The sequence below is a fragment of the Nocardioides sp. BE266 genome (assembly GCF_031457855.1).
In the GTDB taxonomy this organism is placed as follows: domain Bacteria; phylum Actinomycetota; class Actinomycetes; order Propionibacteriales; family Nocardioidaceae; genus Nocardioides.
The window spans coordinates 264,135-282,961 of sequence record NZ_JAURTI010000002.1 but is presented as its reverse complement, the minus strand read 5'-3'; the positions used below and the strand labels follow the sequence as shown (position 1 = coordinate 282,961).

The following is an 18,827-nucleotide window of genomic DNA, read 5'->3' as shown; positions in this document are numbered from 1 at the left end:
TCCTTACTTCTGTGGCTTCTTGAGTACGCCGTTGAGAACGGTGTCGACGATCTCCTCCGCGCTCAGCGGGTTGCCGTCGGAGATGTGGGGATGGGTGCCGGAGAAGGTCAGCAGCCTGACCATGTGCATCAGCTGGCTCGGCGGCACCCGGAGCGCGTCACAATGCCGCTCGGCGAGGCCGACGAGGATGAGGGCGACCCGCTCGCGCTCGGCCTCCATGTGGCGGTGGGCCTTGGGCGGTCCGACCATGCCCATGCGGGTCATCAGCTGGAAGACCCGGGCGAAGCGTCGCTGGAACAGCTCGACGACCTCGAGCAGCATCGGCGCGAGCTCCTGGTCGGGCTCGACCTGCTGGAGCTGGGCGATGAACGGGTCGAGGTCGAGCGCGTGCTCGAGGGCGGCGAGGACCAGGTCGTCCTTGGAGTCGAAGACCCGGAAGATGGTGCCCTCGGCGATGCCGGCGGCATCAGCGATCTGGCGGGTCGTCACGGTGCGCCCATGCTCGAGGAGCAGCGGGACGGTCGCGTCGACGAGGGCCGCGCGGCGGTCGTCGGGCGAGAGGGGCTTGGCGCGAGGTGGCACGCCCTCCACTGTAAGTGAGTGAGCACTCACTCACAAACTCTTTTTCGCTAGAGTGCGCGCGTGGCGAAGCGGGGGCTCCAGGTCGGCGTGGTCGTGGTCGTCCTCGGCCTGCTAGGCGGCCTGCTCGCCGCCGGCATCTCCAGCGCGCTCGGCATCCGCGTCGAGTCCAAGGACGTCCCCGTCGAGGAGCTCCACGCCGCTCCTCCGCGCGAGGCCGTCCCTCCCCCGCGCATCGTGCGGGTCGACGCCCCGGACAGCTCGCGGATGGCGGCGGCGCTCGACGAGCTCACGGACGCCACCTCGGGCGAGACCAAGGGCCGCACGACGCTCGTCGTACGGCATCGAGATGGCGACCGCGACGACGACTCCTACCGCCTCTCCGGCACCCGCGCCCGCCTCCGGATCACCGCGGCCAGCGAGACGGGCGCGGTCCGCGGCGTCTACGACCTGGCGCAGAAGGCCTGGGCCCAGCGCGACCTGGCCGAGGGCGTCGGCACGACGACGACCTCGCGGCTGCCGTTCCGGATGGTCGACCTCGGCGCGGCCGGCGTCGACGCCGACCCTGACCAGTGGCGCGGCGGCACCGACTACTCCCACTACTCCCGGGCCTTCGAGGACGTGCTCCTCCCGGAGGCGCCGTACGTCGACCAGGACGCGCTGGCCGCGGCCCGCGAGAGCGTCCTGGCCTACGCCCACCACATGCTCGCGCAGGGCTACAACGCCGTCGCCGTGCCGGGCTTCCTGGACTACGTCACCTTCGCGGACATCCCCGAGATCTACGCCGACGACCCCGACTACGTCGCCCGCGCGAAGGCGGTGCGCAACGCCTTCGGCCCGATCTGGGCCGAGCTCGACGACCTCGGCCTCGACGTCTACCTCCGCACCGACATGCTCATCCTCAGCGGGCCGCTCGAGCGCTACCTGACCGATCGGTTCGACCTCGACACCACCGACCCCGCGCTGTGGAAGGTCTACGAGACCGCCCTCGACGAGATCTACACCGAGCTCCCCCAGCTCTCCGGCGTGGTGCTGCGCATCGGCGAGGGCGGCAGCATCTACAACTCCCCCGGCATCGACTACTACTCCGAGATCTCGGTGACCACCGCGCCCGCGGTCCGCGCGATGCTCGGCGCCCTCACCGACGAGGCCGAGCGCGCCGACAAGGACGTCGTCTTCCGCACCTGGAGCGTCGGCGTGGGTGCGGTCGGCGACATGCACACCAACCCGGAGTCGTACGACGAGGTGCTGGCCGGCATCGACTCCCCGCGGCTGGTCGTGTCGACGAAGTACAGCCTCGGCGACTACTACTCCTGGCTGCCGCTGAACGACACCCTCGAGCAGGGCGACCAGCGCCGCATCGTCGAGCTGCAGAGCCGACGCGAGTTCGAGTCGTTCGGCGCGGTGCCCAACGACCTCGGTGTGCTGCACCAGCTCGCGCTCCAGCGGTTCATCGCGGCCAACCCGCACGTCGAGGGCATCTGGACGTGGACCCAGGACGGCGGCCCGTGGCGCGCTGGCCCGATGTCACTGCTGCTGACCTCGGGCTTCTGGCAGCTCTACGACCTCAACACCGACGTCGCCGCACGGCTGGCCCGCGACCCCGATACCGACCCCGCCGAGGTCACGGCCGACTGGGTACGACGCTGGCTGTCGACCGACCCGGAGACCGTCGCCAAGGTCACCCAGGCGATGTCGTACTCCCGCGAGGCGGTGACGCACGGGCAGTACGTCCCGCAGTTCGCCGAGGTGCGCGCCTTCGCTCTCGGCCTGGAGCCGCCGCCGCAGATGCTGCTCTTCGAGTGGGACATCCTCACCGGCGACAGCGCGGTGCTCGACGTCCTCTACGCGATCGCCCGCGACCACGGCGGCAGCCCGACGCTCGACGGCGTCACCGCCGCGATCGACGACGGACAGCACGCGATCGACCTCGCCCAGACCATGCGAGGCCTGGTCGCCCAGAGCGACCCGGACACCTATCGCGATCCCGCGCTGCGCACGGCCCTCCTCGACTCGCTCGACTACCAGGTCGACCTCTACGCGTTGCTCGGCGCCTACCGCGAGATGACGCTGCGGCACGCGCAGTGGCTCGACAGCGGCGGAGACCGGAAGGCGTGGGAGGGCGCTCGCCGCGGCTTCGACGCCGCTGCCGCCCGCCACCAGGCGAGGTACGGCGACGACGTGCTGCTGCCGGCCTACAACCTGACCGCAGCGAGGATCGGCGAGGCGCGAGCCGTGCGCGACCTGCCGATGGCGTGGCTCGCGCGCGGCGGGCTGCTGGTTCTGCTGCTCGGGCTCGGGCTGACCCGCGCCGGCCGGTCGCTGGCGCGCACCGCGGTGACCCCGTGGCGCGACCCGGGCGCCGTCCGGCCGTGGCTCGTCGTCGGGCTGCCCGTGGCTGCTGTCGTGTGGAGCAGGCTGGTGCTGACGTGGTTCCTCGCGCCGAGCCACCTGCTGGCCGTCGGCCTCGGGTGGGGCGTGCTCGCGGTCGTCGTCGGGGTCGCGACCCTCCGCACGAGGTCGTGGCACGTCGCGACCGGGGTGGGTGGCGCCGTGGTGCTGCGCTCGATCCTGCTGCTGGCCGTGCTGGCGTTCCGCGGGCCCGGCGGCTACTGGTTCGCCTTCTGGACCGAGCCCGGCGTGCGGTCGGCGTACGTCGTCGTGGCGTTCGTGCTCGCCGGCTGGGTGCTCGCAGCACTGGTCTGGTCGCTCGCGGCCCATGCCGGACGCCGGCGCGCGACCGCGGTCGTGGTCGGCACGGTCGGCGCGGTGCTGCTGGCCCTCGGTGGCCTGCTTGCCGCGGTCGGTCTCGAGGACGCGCTCACTGTCTGGAACGACCAGCTCGCGCTGCTCCCGTGGGGCATGGCCCGCATCCTCGGCATCACCACGTTCCTCGGCATCCCGACGGCCCTGCCGTGGTGGATCCTGGTGGCCGGGGGCGCGCTGGCCCTGCTCGTCCTGGGGCTGGGACTCAGGCGGCCGAGTGCCGAAATTCCATCTGGCGAAGGCGCGCAGGTCTTCCCATAATTGGGGCATGGAGATCCCCCAGGGGACGGACCTTCAGAAGCAGATCGACGATCTCGTCGCACTCGTGACGAAGGGCCGCGCCGACATCGACGCACTGATCGCACGCGCGGACGACTCGGACGTGCGCGCCGACGAGGCCGCGGATCGCGTGAGCGCCAACCGGGCCGACATCGACGAGCTCCAGGCCCATGTGGCGATCGACCGGGAGCTGATCGCCGAGCTCCAGGCGGACGGTGTCGTGGGCCGCGAGCACACCGCCCAGCTGGAGAAGGCGCTGTCCACCTCCCGCACGATCGGCGCCGCCGTCGGCGTGCTGATGGCCAGCCGCAAGGTCAGCCAGGACGAGGCGTTGCAGCTGCTGAGGGAGGCCAGCTCACGGGCCAACACCCCGATGCGCGAGCTCGCCGAGGTCATCGTCGCCGGCCCGCAGTCGGTGGCCTAGGGCGCGAGCCGCCCGACGGCCCAGCCGTCGCCCTCGCGGTGGTAGACCAGCCGGTCGTGCATCCGGCCGGGTCGGCCCTGCCAGAACTCCACTACGTCCGGGGTGACCAGGTAGCCGCCCCACTCCGGCGGGACCGGCACCTCGCCGTCGGACGGGTCGGCGCCGAAGCGCTCCTGCTCCCGGGCGTACGACGCCGCGAGCTCGGCGCGCGAGGCGACCGGGCGCGACTGGTGCGAGGCCCAGGCCCCGAGCTGCGCACCGCGCGGTCGCGCGCGGAAGTAGGCCTCGACCCGCGCCTGGTCGAGCGGCTCGGCGACCCCCTCGACGCGCACCTGGCGCTCGAGCGGGTGCCACGGGAAGAGCAGCGCGCACCGCGGGTTGGCCGCGAGCTCCTCGCCCTTGCGCGAGGCCTGGTTGGTGAAGAAGACGAAGCCGTCGGCGTCCACGCCCTTGAGCAGGACCATCCGGCTCGAGGGCCGTCCGTCGGGTGTCGAGGTCGCGAGGACCATCGCGTTGGGCTCGTGGACGCCGGCGTCGACCGACTGCTGGAGCCACCTCTCGAACATCTCGATCGGGTCGGTTGCCAGGTCGGGGACGTCGAGGCCCCCGCGGCCGTACTCCTCGCGCAGTCCGCTCAGGTCCATGTCACGACACTAGTGCGGCGCGAGGAACGAGCGCCGCGTGTGTGGCGGGAGATCGAGTGGTCCCGCGGCCGAGCTTGCGAGGCCGCGACGGGGCGTATCGAGATCCGCGGTGGAGCGCGGCGCGTGGACACCTCCCGTGACCGTCGTCACCGGGCCGGTGCAGAATGAGCCGTCCCCGTGCAGTCCTCCGGGGCACCCCGTCCACGAAGGAGTGGCCCCATGACCGAGATCCACCACGGCCTCGAAGGTGTCGTCGCGTTCGAGACGCAGATCGCCGAGCCGGACAAGGAGGGATCGGCCCTGCGCTATCGCGGCGTCGACATCGAGGACCTCGTCGGCCGCGTGCCCTTCGAGAACGTCTGGGGCCTCCTGGTCGACGGCGCCTACACGCCCGGCCTCCCGCCGGCCGAGCCCTACAACATCTCGATCCACACCGGCGACGTCCGCGCCGACGTCCAGGCCGCGGTCGCGATGCTCGCGCCGATGCTCGGCATGGGCCAGACCTACGACATCTCCGACGAGCAGGCGCGCCTCGACCTCTCCCGCGTCGCGGTGATGGTGCTGTCGTACGCCGCCCAGTCGGCGCGCGGCCTCGGCAAGCCGGTCGTCACGCAGGCCGAGGTCGACAACGGCCGCACGCTCGCCGAGCGGTTCCTGATCCGCTGGCGCGGCGAGGCCGACCCCAAGCACGCGCACGCGATCGACGCCTACTGGTCCTCGGCCGCCGAGCACGGCATGAACGCCTCGACCTTCACCGCCCGCGTCATCACCTCGACCGGCGCCGACGTGGCCGCCGCGTTCTCCGGCGCGATCGGCGCGATGTCGGGTCCGCTGCACGGCGGTGCGCCCTCGCGCGTCCTCGGGATGATCGAAGAGGTCGAGAAGCGCGACGGCGACGCGGCGTCGTACGTCAAGGAGCTGCTCGACAACGGCGAGCGCCTGATGGGCTTCGGCCACCGCGTCTACCGCGCCGAGGACCCCCGCGCCCGCGTGCTGCGTCGTACTGCCAAGGAGCTCGACGCCCCGCGCTACGAGGTCGCCGAGGCCCTGGAGAAGGCCGCCCTCGCCGAGCTGCGCGAGCGCCGTCCCGACCGCGTGCTGGAGACCAACGTGGAGTTCTGGGCCGCCATCGTGCTCGACTTCGCCGAGGTGCCGGCGCACATGTTCACATCGATGTTCACCTGCGCCCGCACCGGCGGCTGGTCGGCGCACATCCTCGAGCAGAAGACCACCGGTCGCCTGATCCGCCCGTCCGCCGTCTACGCCGGCCCGGCCTCGCGCCCGGCCAGCGAGGTCGACGGCTGGGACCAGGCCTGGGGCTGAGCCACACCGCTGGTTGAGCAGCGAGCGAAGCGAGCGTGTCGAAACCAAGGTCACCAGACCGGCCTCGGTTTCGACACGGGCGCTGGGCGCCCTGCTCAACCAGCGGTAGTGCTGCGGTTCTCCACCGAGCAGGCGGGCGTGCCGCCGGGGAGCTTGTCGCGGTTGTCGGCGACGAGCCGGTAGACCCGGCGCGCGACCGGCGTGCCGAGACGGCTGGTCATGGCGCGGCCGACGAGCCGCCAGGGCAGCGGTCCCGTGCACAGGATCGCGGCCCACGCCGCGTGACCGTAGACCACGCGCCCGTCGGGGTGGACGTAGGCCATCTCGACCAGGGCGCGCTGCTCGTCGATGCCCCACCGGGACAGGTCGACGGACTGCAGCGGGACCGAGTCGACGTCGACGCCGAGGCGCGGCACCTGGGCCGCGGCCTTCATGCAGAAGCCGCAGTCGCCGTCGTTCAGCATGATGCCGCGCTCCATGACTCCAGCCTACGGCGAGGTCAGACGACGGGCGGCTGCGCGAAGTACCAGGACGTCAGGCCCTTGGCACCCTGGCGGGTCAGCGAGATGTGCACGTGGTCGCGGTGCCGCAGGGTGGGCGAGCACTTCTTGCGGCTGCGGCAGCTGGAGCTGAGGTAGCGCTCGGGCGCGAAGCCCCGGTAGGAGGCGTACATCGTGTCGTCCCAGATGACGTACAGGATGCCCATCCGGCGGGCCAGCGCCGCCGGCTCGCCGGTGTCGTCGGGAGCGAAGAGCTCCTCGAGCAGGGCCTGCGCGAGCGCCTGGTCGGCCGGGTTCGTGGCGTCGAGCAGCCAGTCGAAGGCGCGCGACTCCTTGTGCTCGCTGGTGCCGGATCCCGCGCAGGAGCGGCTGATCGGGCCGTAGCCACCGCCGCGCACGACGAGCCAGTCGGCCAGCATGAGGATGCCCGCCTTCGGCTTCTGGCGGCACTTCGTCTGCGGCTGGTAGCCGGCGTACGGCTCGATCGGCATGACGTAGGGCGCGGACGACGTCACGATCCCCCGGCGTCCGTACGACGACCCGGCTGAGGTCGGGGCCGCCAGGCCGAGGAGCAGCCCGAGCACGAGGAGGAGGGTCGTCGGGACCAGCGCACGCACGCGCATCCGATGCACCACCTTCCCCAGAGATCACTCGTGACCCGAGGACCGTAGAAGGCCTCGCGAGCGGGCGTCAGGGGTTCGCGCGAACTACAGATCTGTAGTTCTGACCAGCCGTCCGAAGCAGCGGCTGAGGTCGCTGTCGGCGTAGTAGCCGAAGCCCGGGATCGGCTCGTAGCCGGACGACAGGTAGAGCTCGATCGCCTCCGGCTGCTTCATCCCGGTCTCGAGCACGAGCGCCTGGATGCCGGCGCCGGCCGCCGTGGATTCGAGGTGGGCGAGCATCTGCCGCGCGAGGCCGCGACGCTGCGCCGCGGGGACGACGTACATCCTCTTGATCTCCGCGGTCACCTCCGCGCCGAGCGCCTGCACGCTGCTCCGTCGCCACGCTCCGGTCGCCACCGGGACGCCGTCGAGGTAGCCGACGAAGAACCGGCCGAGGGGGTCCTCGAAGTCGCGCGGGTCGATGGGCGACTCGTCGCGGCCGCCGTAGCGGACGACGTACTCCTCCTGGACGGCCTCGACCAGCAGCTGCGCGTCGGGGTGGGTGATGGGGAGGCGCTCGACGTGCAGCACCGCCGGCTCAGGCGAGGGACTGGCCACAGGAGTCGCAGAACGTCGCGGAGGTGTCGTTGCGGGTGCCGCACTGGCGGCAGTAGGGGCCGGCCTGCAGGTGCTCGAGCGAGTCCTTGATCACCGGCACGGTCTCCCCGGCGACGTAGGACGCCTGGGCGCGCAGCCAGCCCACGTTGGCGGCGGCGAGGCCGAAGACGATGCAGAAGCCTCCCGCGCCGGCCATGAGGATCGACCCCGGGCCGTCGGAGGCCATCGGGTCGTCGAACTCGGAGGCGAAGGCGCTGATCCCCTTCACCAGGAGCACGACGCCGACGAGCAGGAGCACGACGGAGACGACGCGGGCCGTGGTGCGGACCGTCGACTGGTTCTGCAGCCCGGGTGAGCCGTCGCTGTTCATGGTGTGTCCCCCGTCGTGAGATGTGCGTGCGCGGATGCCACAATAGGCACCTCGCTGACAGCGTCGTCAGGACCCGCCCGTTCCGCAACGACCCGAGGTTCCTCCATGACCGACGCCCTGCAGATCCCCGCCGAGCTCCTGCCCGCCGATGGCCGCTTCGGCGCGGGCCCCTCCAAGATCCAGACCAGCCACCTCGACGCGCTCGCCGCGACCGGCTCCGAGCTGATGGGCACGTCCCACCGCCAGGCGCCCGTGAAGAAGACCGTGGGCCGGGTGCGCGAGGGCCTCGCCGCCCTCTTCGACCTGCCCGAGGGCTACGAGGTCGTGCTCGGCAACGGCGGCGCCACCGCCTTCTGGGACATCGCCTGCTTCGGCCTGATCCGCGAGAAGAGCCAGCACCTGTCCTTCGGTGAGTTCTCCTCGAAGTTCGCCACGTCGGCCAAGAAGGCCCCGTGGCTGGCCGACCCGTCGGTCATCGCGAGCGAGCCCGGCGCGCGCCCCGACGCCGTCGCCGAGGAGGGCGTCGACGCCTACGCCTGGGCGCACAACGAGACCTCCACCGCAGTGATGGCGCCGGTACGCCGCCCGGCCGACGTCGCCGACGACGCGCTCGTGCTCGTCGACGCCACCTCCGGCGCCGGCGGCCTGCCGGTCGACCTCACCGAGGTCGACGCCTACTACTTCGCGCCGCAGAAGTGCTTCGCCTCCGACGGCGGCCTCTGGATCGCGCTGATGTCGCCGCGCGCGCTCGCCCGCGCCGAGGAGATCGCCGCGACCGACCGCTACATCCCGCCGTTCTTCGACCTGCCGACCGCGATCGACAACTCCTCGAAGAACCAGACCTACAACACCCCGTCGGTCGCCACGCTCTTCCTGATGGCCGAGCAGCTCGACTGGATGAACGGCCAGGGCGGACTCAAGGCGATGGTCGAGCGGACCTCCGCGTCCTCCGACGCGCTCTACGGCTGGGCCGAGCGGACGGCGTACACGACGCCCTACGTCGCCGACCCCGCCGACCGCTCGCTCGTCATCGGCACGATCGACTTCGACGACTCGATCGACGCCGCCGCGATCGCCGCGACCCTGCGCGCCAACGGCGTGGTCGACACCGAGCCCTACCGCAAGCTCGGCCGCAACCAGCTGCGCATCGCGATGTACCCCGCAATCGACCCGTCCGACGTGGAGAAGCTCACCGCGGCGATCGACTTCGTCGTCGAGAACAGCTGACCGCTCAGCCGTTCAGCAGCTTGAGCACCGCGCGCTCGAGCGCGGCCTGCCGGGCGTCGTCCGTGTCGTACTTGCCACGGACGGTGACCGTGCGGCCGCGCTCGTAGGCCTCCACCACGCGCGGGTCGACGTACGACGTCCGGGCGAGGGTCGGGGTGTTGCCGAGGAACTCCGAGACCTCCTTCATCGCGCTCGCGACCGCCCGCTTGCGCGACGCCTTGGTCTCGCCCGGCTCGTCGGTCTCCGCGAGCGCGGACGCGGCGATGACGGTGGCGTGCCAGGTGCGGAAGTCCTTGGCGGTGGCCTCGATGCCGAAGCAGGTGCGGATGTAGTCGTTGACGTCGGCGGCGCCGAGGTCCTTCCAGTGGCGGCCGTCCTTCCACGCGAGCAGCTCGTCACCACCGCCGCGCCGGCGCCGCATCACGTCGAGCGCGTCGATCGCGGCGGGGTCGTCGATGTCGATGCAGTGCTCGACGCCGGACTTGCCGACGAAGCAGAAGCGCAGGCCCTTCTGGTGGCGTGAGACGTGCTCCTTGAGCAGCGTGGTGAGGCCGAAGGAGCCGTTGGTGTCGGTGTAGACGTCGTTGCCGATGCGGAAGTAGCCGAGGTCCAGCAGCCGTACGGCGACCGCGCACGCCCGTTCCAGCGACATGCCCTCGGACCCGATGTCGGCGAGCACCCGCTCGCGCGCCTTCGACAGGGCCTTGCCGAAGCCGAGGATCCGGTCGAACTTCGCGGCGTCGCGGCTGGTGCGCCACTGCGGGTGGTAGAGGTACTGCCGCCGCCCGGCGTCGTCGGTGCCGACGGCCTGGAGGTGGCCGTTGGGGTGGGGCGTGATCCACACGTCCTGCCACGCCGGCGGGATGACCAGGTCCTTGCAGCGCTGCGCGTCGTCGGCGCCGAGCCGGTCGCCGTTCTCGTCGAGGTAGGTGAACCCCGAGCCCGATCGTCGTCGGGTCCAGCCCGGCTGGTCGGGGAACGTACGCCGCAGTCGGGGCATGCCGGGAAGGTAGTGCGGGCGACGACCGGCTGCGAACACCCCGAAGGAGGGTCAGGAGTCGAGCGCCGCCACGATCTCGTCGTGGGCTGCCCGGCCGAAGGCGACGAGCCGCGCCTCCTCGACGTTGGTCGCGGTCTCGCGCAGCGTGTCTATCGCTGCCCGGATCGCGTCGTCGCGCGGCCAGCCGTAGGCACCGGCACTGATCAGCGGGAAGGCGACCGACCGGGCGCCGAGCTCGTCGGCGACCGCGAGCGCACCGGTGTAGCAGGAGGTGAGCAGACCTCGGTCTCGTTCGCCTCGGTTCCAGTTGGGGCCGACCACGTGGATCACCCACTGAGCAGGCATCCGGCCCGCGGTCGTCCACCCGGCCGAGCCGGTCGCGAGACCGTGCGGGAAACGGCGGACGCAGTCCTCGAGCACCTCCGGGCCGCCCGCGGCGTGGATCGCACCATCGACGCCGAGCCCGCCGCGCATCGCCCGGCTCGCCGCGTTGACCACCGCGTCCACCTGCTGCGTGGTGATGTCGCCCTCCACGACCGTGAGCTCCACCGCCGCTCCTCAGAACTGGTTGCGGTGCAGCACGCGGCGGGCGAGCTCGGCCTGGCTCGCAGTGAGCCGGTGCTCGGGCACGCGCACCGTGCGGTCGCGCAGCGTGAAGGAGTAGAGGAACATGTCGGGCTTCGTCGTGGTGTCGCCCTCGGCGAGTTCGTCGGAGTCCAGACCTGCCTCCGCGACCAAGGTGCGCAGCTCGGGCTCGTCGGTGTCGTCGAGGTCGACCTCGGCGGTCTCGGTGCGGCCGGCGAAGCCACCGGAGCGCTCCACCCGCAGCACCCAGCCGGCCGGCCGCTCCGGCGGCTCGGGGGTGCCGACGGCGTCGGCCGGCTCGACCCCCACCTGCGCCCACGCGTCGCGTACGACGTCGGCGTGCGGCCCGGCGGCCGCGATGGTGGCGGCCGCGAACTCGGCGAAGCTCGCCGTCGTCGGGACGTCGCCGCCGGTGAGGGCGTCGTACCAGACCCGGCCGGCACCGGCGACCGCCGTGCCGCCGATGGCGACGGCGGCGAGCTGGAACGCGCGGTTGGGGATGCCGGAGTTGAGGTGGACGCCGCCGTTGTCGGTCGTGGTGGTCACGAAGTCGTCCATGTGGCCGACCTGCGGGTCCTTGCCGAGCTCGGGGTCGTCGTAGGCCGTGCCGGGGGCGGCCATGTCGCGCAGCGCCCGCGCCTCGATGCCGGGCTTGAAGATGCCCTCGCCGATCAGCCAGTCGCCGTCGGCGGCCTCCTGGCCGAGCACGCGCTGCTTGAGGCAGGCCGCGAAGGCGTCGGCGACCGACTCGTTGAGGGCACCCGACTGGTTGCGGTAGACGAGGTCGGCGGTGTGCTCGACGACGCCGTGCCCGAACTCGTGGGCGAGCACGTCGATCGGCTTGGTGAAGCGCTCGAAGACCTTGCCGTCGCCGTCGCCGAAGACGAGCTGGGTGCCGTCCCAGAAGGCGTTGTTGTAGCGCGAGCCGTAGTGGACGGTCAGGCTGACCGGTGTGCCGGCGCCGTCGTGGGAGCTGCGGCCGAGCTCCTCCGACCACATCGCGAGCGTGGCCGCGATGCCGGTGGCCGCCTCGTCTACGGCGAGGTCACCGGTCTCGGGATCACCGTCGGAGCGGATCGGGTCACCCGGCAGGTCGGTCGTCGAGCCGGCGTCGTGCACCGTCCACGCCGAGTCGGTGACCAGGCCCGGCGGCAGCATGGTCATGCCGGCCCCGAGACCGCGCCCGGCGCGCAGGGCCTCGTCGAGGAGGACCTGGCCCGGACCGCTGACGCGCTCGGAGAGCCAGGGCGGGATGAAGCTGCAGTGTGCTGCCCGAGTGTTCGCCATGGGACAGGTCTACCGCGCCGCCCCGACAGCCGGTAGGCCTCCGGGCCGGGTGGCTGCCGCGAAGTCTTGATCTGGCGCCCGGGCCACTAGACTTGGTGCGCTGCGGCTGTGACGGCCGCGCCCGGCCCGGACCGCCCGTCCCGGCCTCGTCTCCGCCCGGAAGGCCCCTGCATGCCCACCCAGTCCCGTTCCGACCTGCGCAACGTCGCGATCGTCGCCCACGTCGACCACGGCAAGACCACGCTCGTCGACGCGATGCTCCGCCAGGCCGGCGCCTTCACCGCGCACCAGGCCGAGAGCGTCGCCGACCGGGTCATGGACTCCGGCGACCTCGAGCGCGAGAAGGGCATCACGATCCTCGCGAAGAACACCGCGGTCCACTACACCGGACCGTCGGCTCCCGAGGGCATGACGATCAACATCATCGACACCCCCGGCCACGCCGACTTCGGCGGCGAGGTCGAGCGCGGCCTGTCGATGGTCGACGGCATCGTGCTGCTCGTCGACGCCTCCGAGGGCCCGCTCCCCCAGACCCGCTTCGTGCTGCGCAAGGCGCTCAACGCCGACATGCCGGTGATCCTCGTCGTGAACAAGACCGACCGCGGCGACGCCCGCATCACCGAGGTCGTCGACGAGTCCTACGAGCTCTTCATGGACCTCCTCGACGAGTCCCACAGCCAGGACGCGCTCGACTTCCCCGTCGTCTACGCCTCGGGCAAGGCCGGCATCGCCTCGCTCGAGCAGCCCGAGAACGGCACCATGCCGGAGGGCAGCGACCTCGAGCCGCTGTTCCGCACGATCCTCGACACGATCCCCGCCCCGCAGTACGACGACGAGGCGCCGCTGCAGGCCCACGTCACCAACCTCGACTCCTCGCCGTTCCTCGGTCGCCTGGCGCTGCTGCGCATCCACCAGGGCACCCTGAAGAAGGGCCAGACCGTCGCCTGGATGCAGCGCAACGGCGACGTGAAGAACGTCCGCATCACCGAGCTCCTCATCACCGAGGGCCTCGAGCGCAAGCCGGGCGAGTCCGCCGGTCCGGGCGACATCGTCGCCATCGCCGGCATCCCCGACATCACCATCGGCGAGACGCTGGCAGACGCCGAGAACCCCATAGCGCTGCCGCTCATCCACGTCGACGAGCCCGCCATCTCGATGACGATCGGCACCAACACCTCGCCGATGGTCGGCAAGGTCAAGGGCGCCAAGGTCACCGCCCGCCTGGTCAAGGACCGCCTCGACTCGGAGCTCATCGGCAACGTGTCGCTGCGCATCCTCCCGACCGAGCGTCCCGACGCCTGGGAGGTCCAGGGCCGTGGCGAGCTCGCGCTGGCGATCCTCGTCGAGCAGATGCGCCGCGAGGGCTTCGAGCTCACCGTCGGCAAGCCGCAGGTGGTCACCCGTGAGGTCGACGGCAAGGTGCACGAGCCCTTCGAGCGCCTCACCATCGACGCGCCGGAGGAGTACCTCGGCACGATCACCGAGCTCCTCGCCGTCCGCAAGGGCCGCATGGAGGGCATGACCAACCACGGCACCGGCTGGGTGCGGATGGAGTTCGTCGTCCCGGCCCGCGGCCTGATCGGCTTCCGCACCGACTTCCTCACCGAAACCCGCGGCACCGGCATCGCGCACCACATCTCCGAGGGCTACTTCCCGTGGGCCGGCGAGATCCGCTCGCGCAACAACGGCTCGCTGGTGGCCGACCGCGCCGGCGCGGCGACGGCGTACGCCATGACGTCGCTGCAGGAGCGCGGCGTGCTCTTCGTCGAGCCGACCACCGAGGTCTACGAGGGCATGATCGTCGGCGAGAACTCCCGCGCCGACGACATGGACGTCAACATCACCAAGGAGAAGCAGCAGACCAACATCCGGTCCGCCACCTCCGACAACTTCGAGAAGCTGATCCCGCCGAAGCGGCTCTCGCTCGAGCAGTGTCTGGAGTTCTGCCGCGAGGACGAGTGCGTCGAGGTCACGCCCGAGATGGTGCGCATCCGCAAGGTCGTGCTCGACGCCAACGCCCGCGCCAAGACCGCTTCGCGGGCCCGGAAGGCCAACAAGTAGCCGTCGCCGTGCCGGGACCTGACGACATCGGCGAGCGGCTGGCTAGCTGGCTGGAGGAGCTCGGGCTCTCCGACCAGCTGGCCGCCGCCGGGTTGCCGACGTACGACCGCAAGGACGGCGTCGTGCGGTGGCGCGAGCCGGGCACGGTCGAGCCGCTCAGCGCCGAGCGCCTGGCCGACCTCGACCGGCAGCTGCGCGCGCAGGGCGACGACCCGGCCCACGCCGTACCCGTCGCGCTCGTGCGGCTCCGTCGCGAGGCCCGGGAACGGGCAGCGCTGCTGGCCGCCGGGTGGCTCGACTACGCCGGTGTCGCGGCGCTGCGCGGGATCTCGGAGGACGCCGCCCGCTTCGCGCTGCACAAGGCGCACAACCGACGCGCGGTGCTCCTGGTGCAGCAGGAGGGCGCGACGCTCGTCCCGTCGTTCCAGCTCGACGCGACCGGCGAGGTGCGCACCGAGCTGCTCGTCGTGATCGAGACGCTCCTGTCCGCAGGGGTCGACCCCTGGCGGGCGTGGATCTGGCTGACCACCCCGGCCGGGCTGCTCGGTGGCGACATCCCGCACGAGGCGGCGCGCGACCCCGAGGAGCTGCCGATCGTGCAGCGCGCCGCGGTCGCGCTCGCCGGGCGCGCGACCGCGTCGACCGGGCTCAGCAGCCGAGCGCGGTGAAGGCGAGGTCGCCGAGGAAGACCCGGTGGTACTGCGTGCCGCCGCTGTTGTTCCAGTAGGTCAGCTTCAGCGACTTCACGTCAGCCGTCCCGAAGCTCACCGACGTCTGGGCGCCGCCAGCGTTCTCGCTGACGTTGGAGTCGGCCGAGCGAAGCCAGGGGCTGGCTTCGGACCCCGCCCCCGTGATCCCGTCGTTGGCCGCGGCGAAGGGCACCACCACGTTGCTGGCGTTGTAGCCGATCAGCTCGACCCGGTCGGCGTACGCCGGCGACGTGATCGTGTCGACGTCGGTGATCCAGAACTGCAGGTTGCGCACGGCCCGCCCGAAGGTGATCGTGACCTCCTGCCGGTTGGCGCGGCCAGCCGTGCTCGTCGCGTGGTAGAGCATCACGCCGCGCTCGTTGGCCCGACCGCCGAGGCTGGTCACCACGGGGTCGGCCGTCGTCCCGCTCCCGGTGTTGGCGGGGATCGAGAGGTTGCGTGTCGGGTCCGGCACGTTGGCGGACGTGGACGAGACGCTCTTGAAGGTCACCGGGACCGGCGTGCCGCCGCCCGTCGTGCTCACGCTGGCTGAGGAGTTGCGAGCATCGGTCCGCGTGTAGGACGTCGTGCCCCAGTCGAGCCGGTAGGTGTAGCGGGTCTGGCAGGGAGAGGCAGCGAACGCCGGGGCGGTGGCCGCGACGCTGACGACGGGCACGCTCCACGCGACGCCGCGCACCACGCTGCGCCGGGACGGAGTCCTGGGGTCGGGCATGGGGAGATCTCCTGCGTCGGTCCGAGTACCTTCACGGGTCGATCTTTACTTTAGGGAGCCGGGGCAATGCCTGCAAAGCTGCCCGGCGCCGTCCGCGGGTCAGCAGCCCTTGGACGTGAAGCTGAAGTCGGTCAGCGCGATGACCTGGTTCCCGTTGCCCGCGGAGTTCCAGTAGACGAGGCTCAGCGTCTTCACCGCGGTGGTGAAGGTGACCAGCTTGTTGCCGGCGCTGCTGCCGGAGCCGATGTTCTGGGAGTCGTTGCGCGGCCGCCAGGGCTGGCTCTGCGATCCGTCGCCCCACACCACCACGCTCGTGCTCGAGGTGGTCGCGACGGGCGACTGCGTGAAGGACGCTGCCCCGGAACCCGTATAGCCGGTGAGCTCGACCTGGTCGTACCAGTTGCCGCTCGAGGAGTCGATGTCGGCGATCGAGAACGACAGCTCGGTCACCGGCCGGGAGAACGTGATCAACAGCTCCTGCCGGTTGCCGCGGCCGGCCTGGAGGTTGTCGTGGGTCAGCTGGAGGCCCGGTCCACCCGTGCCACCGACGTTGGTGCCGCCGAGGACGAGGTTGTTCGCGGTCCGGCTGACGGTGCCGACGGTCGTGCTGTCGAAGGTGACCGTCACGTTGGAGGCGCCGCTGCCGGCCGGCGCGAGTGCGGTGGCGTACCCCGTCTTCTTGCCGGTGCCCGTGCCGGCGGGGGTCGCGGGCGGGGTGTACGTCGTCCTCGCGGTGTTGTTCCAGTCGAGCGCGAAGGCAGCAGTGAGCGAGCCGCACGAGGCGGCGAACGCCGGAGCGGTGGCCGCCATGGCGACGACGGGGACGCTCCAGGCAGCCCCACGCACCAGCGTGCGGCGGCTGGGGGCCAGCTCGGCCATGCGGATCACCTGCTCGGGCGGACGTTCGGAAACGCCTTTACCTTAGGTACGCCGCTCCCCGCGCGCGGGGTTTTGCCGATAACGGCGATGTGACGTGTGTCAGCAGCCCTTGGCGTCGAACCCGAAGTCCGTCAGGAAGATGCGCTGGTTGCCGCCGGCCTGCGTCGTCCAGTACTCGAGGGTGATCGTCGTGTTCGCGGCGATGGTGCCCGAGTAGGTGACCTTGACGCGCGCGCCAGCTGCTTCGTTGCCTACGTTCGTGTCACTGTCGTTGTAGTACCAAGGGTCGTTGCTGGTGCCCGAACCACGCAAGTTCGTGTCGCGGTTCGGGGTGTAGGTGCCTGTGAGGGACACCCGGTCCCACCAGCCCGAGTAGACGGGATTGCGCTGGGAGCCGACGTTGGTCAGCGAGCTGTCGATGTCGCTGATGTAGAAGTTCAGGCCGGTCACCGCGCGGTTGAACGAGATCGCCACGGTCTGGCGGTTGCCCGAACCCGCCGTGATCGGCGACGAGTGGGAGATGTTGAGCGCCTTGCCACCGAGGTTTCCGACGTTGGTCTCGGACGAAACCGTCAGGTTGTCGGAATCGCGGGTCACGGAACCGGTGGTGGTGCTCTTGAACGTCGCCAGGATGGCGGAGCTGCCGGCTGGCCCGGTGATCGACGTCGTCGCGGTGACCGCGTTGCCCGACGTCGAGGTGTTAATGGTGGCCGTGTTCCAGTCGAGGGTGTACGCGTAGGTGGTCGCGCCACAAGACGCGGCGAAGGCCGGAGCCGTCGCGGCCATCGAGACCACGGGCACGCTCCAGGCAGCGCCGCGGACGACGGTGCGCCGAGAAGGACGTACGGTGTCGAGCACGTTCGTGTCGATCGCCATGTTGGTTGAGCCCCCACTGGGTTGCGGCGAACCCCCACGGCCGCCTTGATGACTCAAAGGTAGGGAGCCGTGGGGCACGATTCGGTAACAACTGGACTCAGTACGGTGCGACTTTCAACCACAGATGTGATCTGGGTCTCAGGCGGTCGAGCAGGTCTCCGGGGTCACCGGGCCGGGTGGCGCGGGGTGGTCGAGACCGTGCTGGCCGAGCAGCACGACCACCACGACGGCCAGGACGAGCCCTGCTCCCTGACGCACCGTCACTCCACGTACGTCGATGAGCGCCACGCCCACGAGACCCAGGACGACCAGCGGCAAGGCAAACCTCGCCTCGGGGGTGGCCGCGACCGCGCCGCCCAGGACGCCGAGCGCGAGCGCCCCGACGGCGACCACCAGGCTGCGCGGCACCGCCCCACGTCGTACTGCCTGGACCCAGCCGAAGCCTCCGGCCACGACGGCGGCGACCACCAGGAGGGAGAGCTGCGAGGTCGACGGGTCGAAGGTGTCGTAGTAGGGCGTCGACCAGGTCCACATCAGCCAGGCGGTCAGCTTCTGGGCGACCAGGTCGATGGACTGCGGCACGTAGGTCATCAGGTGCCCGACCAGGTCGCTCGGCGAGCTGATCGGTGCCTGCTGGACCGCCGCCATGTCCGGGTCGCAGAAGAACTGTTGCGGCGCGATCGAGGACGGCACCGTGTCGTAGCGCACGACCCAGGCCGAGTAGGTCAGCTGGACCTCGTTGATGATCTGGAGCCCGTCCCACCAGGTCTCGAAGGAGCCGGGTCGGAAGAGCTGCAGCACGCCTTGGGAGAGCACGGCCGTCGTCGACCCGAGCACCACCCAGATCCACCCCCGCCGGACCCAGACGGCCCACGCCAGCAGCAGCAGCAGGGACGGCAGGAGGTACGCCGGGCGCAGGTTGACGGCCGCGCCGAGCAACGCGCCCGCGGCGACCAGGCGAGAGCGAGTGGGCGTTGCGACCAGGACGAGCATCCCGACGACCGCGGCGAGGGACCAGATGTCCATGAAGCCCACGGGCGCGAAGCGGCCGAGCACCACCACGACGGCGAGGCAGGACCACGCGGGGCTCCACGTGCCGACGGTCCCGAGGCGTCGCAGGAGTGCGGGGACCAGGAACGCAGCGAGGGCCGCGAGCAGCAGCGCGTTCTGGAACAGCACGGCCCGCTCGATCGACAGTCCCGTCTTGCTGGCGAGAGCAGCCGGCACGTAGACGAGCTGGGTCAGCGCCCCACGGGTCCCGTAGCCGGCGGGCACCTCGAGCCCGTCGACGAGACGGTTCGCGCTGTCGACGTACACCGAGGCGTCGAAGAGCTGGCCGGACGGACCGGTGGCGACGAGCGCGAGCCAGGTGAGCACGAAGCAGG

19 protein-coding genes are annotated in these 18,827 nt (G+C 71.3%); 6 read left to right on the top strand and 13 right to left on the bottom strand.

All coding sequences use genetic code 11. The annotated features are described in order from the left end of the window. Positions 1-3: 3 nt before the first annotated feature. Complete coding sequence (locus J2X46_RS05710; RefSeq protein WP_310247947.1) at positions 4-582, bottom strand: TetR/AcrR family transcriptional regulator; 579 nt, start codon at positions 580-582, stop codon at positions 4-6. Between the two features lie 60 nt (positions 583-642). Between J2X46_RS05710 and J2X46_RS05705 the strand changes: the two genes are divergently transcribed. Next, a complete protein-coding gene (locus tag J2X46_RS05705; RefSeq protein WP_310247945.1) occupies positions 643-3,606 on the top strand; it encodes a hypothetical protein in 2,964 nt (987 codons plus the stop codon). Between the two features lie 7 nt (positions 3,607-3,613). Next, on the top strand, positions 3,614-4,048 hold the full coding sequence (locus J2X46_RS05700; RefSeq protein WP_310247944.1) for an ANTAR domain-containing protein: 435 nt from the start codon (positions 3,614-3,616) through the stop codon (positions 4,046-4,048). On the opposite strand, the gene pdxH is transcribed toward J2X46_RS05700, so the two are convergent. After that, on the bottom strand, positions 4,045-4,692 hold the full coding sequence (gene pdxH / locus J2X46_RS05695) for a pyridoxamine 5'-phosphate oxidase (RefSeq protein WP_310247941.1): 648 nt from the start codon (positions 4,690-4,692) through the stop codon (positions 4,045-4,047). The genes J2X46_RS05700 and pdxH overlap by 4 nt on opposite strands. A 219-nt stretch (positions 4,693-4,911) precedes the next feature. Between pdxH and J2X46_RS05690 the strand changes: the two genes are divergently transcribed. Continuing rightward, positions 4,912-6,015: a citrate synthase 2 gene (locus J2X46_RS05690; protein WP_310247939.1), complete on the top strand. Its 1,104-nt coding sequence runs from the start codon at positions 4,912-4,914 to the stop codon at positions 6,013-6,015. 95 nt (positions 6,016-6,110) lie between these two features. Here J2X46_RS05690 and J2X46_RS05685 read toward each other — a convergent pair whose 3' ends face one another. The 4 genes from J2X46_RS05685 to J2X46_RS05670 form a co-directional block, all read right to left on the bottom strand. After that, positions 6,111-6,494, bottom strand: coding sequence for a DCC1-like thiol-disulfide oxidoreductase family protein (locus tag J2X46_RS05685; RefSeq protein ID WP_310247938.1), 384 nt, complete (start codon positions 6,492-6,494; stop codon positions 6,111-6,113). Between the two features lie 20 nt (positions 6,495-6,514). Further along, a complete protein-coding gene (locus J2X46_RS05680; RefSeq protein ID WP_310247936.1) occupies positions 6,515-7,138 on the bottom strand; it encodes a hypothetical protein in 624 nt (207 codons plus the stop codon). Between the two features lie 84 nt (positions 7,139-7,222). Beyond that, entirely contained in the window at positions 7,223-7,735 is a 513-nt protein-coding gene (locus J2X46_RS05675; RefSeq protein ID WP_310247932.1) for a GNAT family N-acetyltransferase, read from the bottom strand. After that, positions 7,716-8,105: a zinc-ribbon domain-containing protein gene (locus tag J2X46_RS05670; protein WP_310247929.1), complete on the bottom strand. Its 390-nt coding sequence runs from the start codon at positions 8,103-8,105 to the stop codon at positions 7,716-7,718. Before J2X46_RS05670 ends, J2X46_RS05675 begins: the two co-directional genes overlap by 20 nt. Before the next feature lie 105 nt (positions 8,106-8,210). Between J2X46_RS05670 and serC the strand changes: the two genes are divergently transcribed. Then, on the top strand, positions 8,211-9,332 hold the full coding sequence (gene serC, locus J2X46_RS05665; protein ID WP_310247926.1) for a phosphoserine transaminase: 1,122 nt from the start codon (positions 8,211-8,213) through the stop codon (positions 9,330-9,332). A 4-nt stretch (positions 9,333-9,336) separates the two neighbouring features. Here the strand turns inward: serC and J2X46_RS05660 are convergent, their stop codons facing one another. Genes J2X46_RS05660 through J2X46_RS05650 form a run of 3 tightly spaced genes read right to left on the bottom strand, consistent with a single transcriptional unit; the run spans position 9,337 to position 12,204 of the window. Continuing rightward, the gene (locus J2X46_RS05660) at positions 9,337-10,332 is read right to left on the bottom strand and encodes a DNA topoisomerase IB (protein ID WP_310247925.1); all 996 of its coding nucleotides are present in this window, start codon (positions 10,330-10,332) and stop codon (positions 9,337-9,339) included. 51 nt (positions 10,333-10,383) lie between these two features. Beyond that, positions 10,384-10,881: a macro domain-containing protein gene (locus J2X46_RS05655; protein WP_310247922.1), complete on the bottom strand. Its 498-nt coding sequence runs from the start codon at positions 10,879-10,881 to the stop codon at positions 10,384-10,386. 9 nt (positions 10,882-10,890) lie between these two features. Further along, the gene (locus tag J2X46_RS05650) at positions 10,891-12,204 is read right to left on the bottom strand and encodes a protealysin inhibitor emfourin (RefSeq protein ID WP_310247919.1); all 1,314 of its coding nucleotides are present in this window, start codon (positions 12,202-12,204) and stop codon (positions 10,891-10,893) included. A gap of 171 nt (positions 12,205-12,375) precedes the next feature. Here J2X46_RS05650 and typA point away from each other — a divergent pair, with 171 nt between their 5' ends. Both typA and J2X46_RS05640 read left to right on the top strand, forming a co-directional pair. Next, entirely contained in the window at positions 12,376-14,265 is a 1,890-nt protein-coding gene (gene typA, locus J2X46_RS05645) for a translational GTPase TypA (RefSeq protein WP_310247917.1), read from the top strand. 8 nt (positions 14,266-14,273) lie between these two features. Beyond that, positions 14,274-14,933 carry a hypothetical protein gene (locus J2X46_RS05640; RefSeq protein ID WP_310247914.1) on the top strand — a complete coding sequence of 220 codons (660 nt, stop codon included), beginning with the start codon at positions 14,274-14,276 and terminating at the stop codon, positions 14,931-14,933. Here J2X46_RS05640 and J2X46_RS05635 read toward each other — a convergent pair. From J2X46_RS05635 to J2X46_RS05620, 4 genes are all read right to left on the bottom strand, one after another. Then, positions 14,914-15,687, bottom strand: a complete 774-nt coding sequence (locus J2X46_RS05635; protein WP_310247912.1) for a hypothetical protein — start codon at positions 15,685-15,687, stop codon at positions 14,914-14,916. The two genes, J2X46_RS05640 and J2X46_RS05635, sit on opposite strands and share 20 nt — an antisense overlap. A 99-nt stretch (positions 15,688-15,786) precedes the next feature. Further along, complete coding sequence (locus J2X46_RS05630; RefSeq protein WP_310247909.1) at positions 15,787-16,566, bottom strand: hypothetical protein; 780 nt, start codon at positions 16,564-16,566, stop codon at positions 15,787-15,789. 99 nt (positions 16,567-16,665) lie between these two features. Then, positions 16,666-17,361 carry a hypothetical protein gene (locus J2X46_RS05625; RefSeq protein WP_310247907.1) on the bottom strand — a complete coding sequence of 232 codons (696 nt, stop codon included), beginning with the start codon at positions 17,359-17,361 and terminating at the stop codon, positions 16,666-16,668. Positions 17,362-17,580: 219 nt separating this feature from the next. Next, positions 17,581-18,819, bottom strand: a complete 1,239-nt coding sequence (locus J2X46_RS05620; RefSeq protein ID WP_310247905.1) for a hypothetical protein — start codon at positions 18,817-18,819, stop codon at positions 17,581-17,583. Positions 18,820-18,827: the final 8 nt, after the last annotated feature.

Excerpts from the sequence above, each read along its gene's own strand:
- J2X46_RS05700 (WP_310247944.1), top strand. The coding sequence starts at position 3,614 with ATGGAGATCCCCCAGGGGACGGACCTTCAGAAGCAGATCGACGATCTC.
- pdxH (WP_310247941.1), bottom strand. The coding sequence starts at position 4,692 with ATGGACCTGAGCGGACTGCGCGAGGAGTACGGCCGCGGGGGCCTCGAC.
- J2X46_RS05690 (WP_310247939.1), top strand. The coding sequence starts at position 4,912 with ATGACCGAGATCCACCACGGCCTCGAAGGTGTCGTCGCGTTCGAGACG.
- J2X46_RS05685 (WP_310247938.1), bottom strand. The coding sequence starts at position 6,494 with ATGGAGCGCGGCATCATGCTGAACGACGGCGACTGCGGCTTCTGCATG.
- J2X46_RS05680 (WP_310247936.1), bottom strand. The coding sequence starts at position 7,138 with ATGCGCGTGCGTGCGCTGGTCCCGACGACCCTCCTCCTCGTGCTCGGG.
- J2X46_RS05670 (WP_310247929.1), bottom strand. The coding sequence starts at position 8,105 with ATGAACAGCGACGGCTCACCCGGGCTGCAGAACCAGTCGACGGTCCGC.
- serC (WP_310247926.1), top strand. The coding sequence starts at position 8,211 with ATGACCGACGCCCTGCAGATCCCCGCCGAGCTCCTGCCCGCCGATGGC.
- J2X46_RS05660 (WP_310247925.1), bottom strand. The coding sequence starts at position 10,332 with ATGCCCCGACTGCGGCGTACGTTCCCCGACCAGCCGGGCTGGACCCGA.
- J2X46_RS05650 (WP_310247919.1), bottom strand. The coding sequence starts at position 12,204 with ATGGCGAACACTCGGGCAGCACACTGCAGCTTCATCCCGCCCTGGCTC.
- typA (WP_310247917.1), top strand. The coding sequence starts at position 12,376 with ATGCCCACCCAGTCCCGTTCCGACCTGCGCAACGTCGCGATCGTCGCC.
- J2X46_RS05635 (WP_310247912.1), bottom strand. The coding sequence starts at position 15,687 with ATGCCCGACCCCAGGACTCCGTCCCGGCGCAGCGTGGTGCGCGGCGTC.
- J2X46_RS05630 (WP_310247909.1), bottom strand. The coding sequence starts at position 16,566 with ATGGCCGAGCTGGCCCCCAGCCGCCGCACGCTGGTGCGTGGGGCTGCC.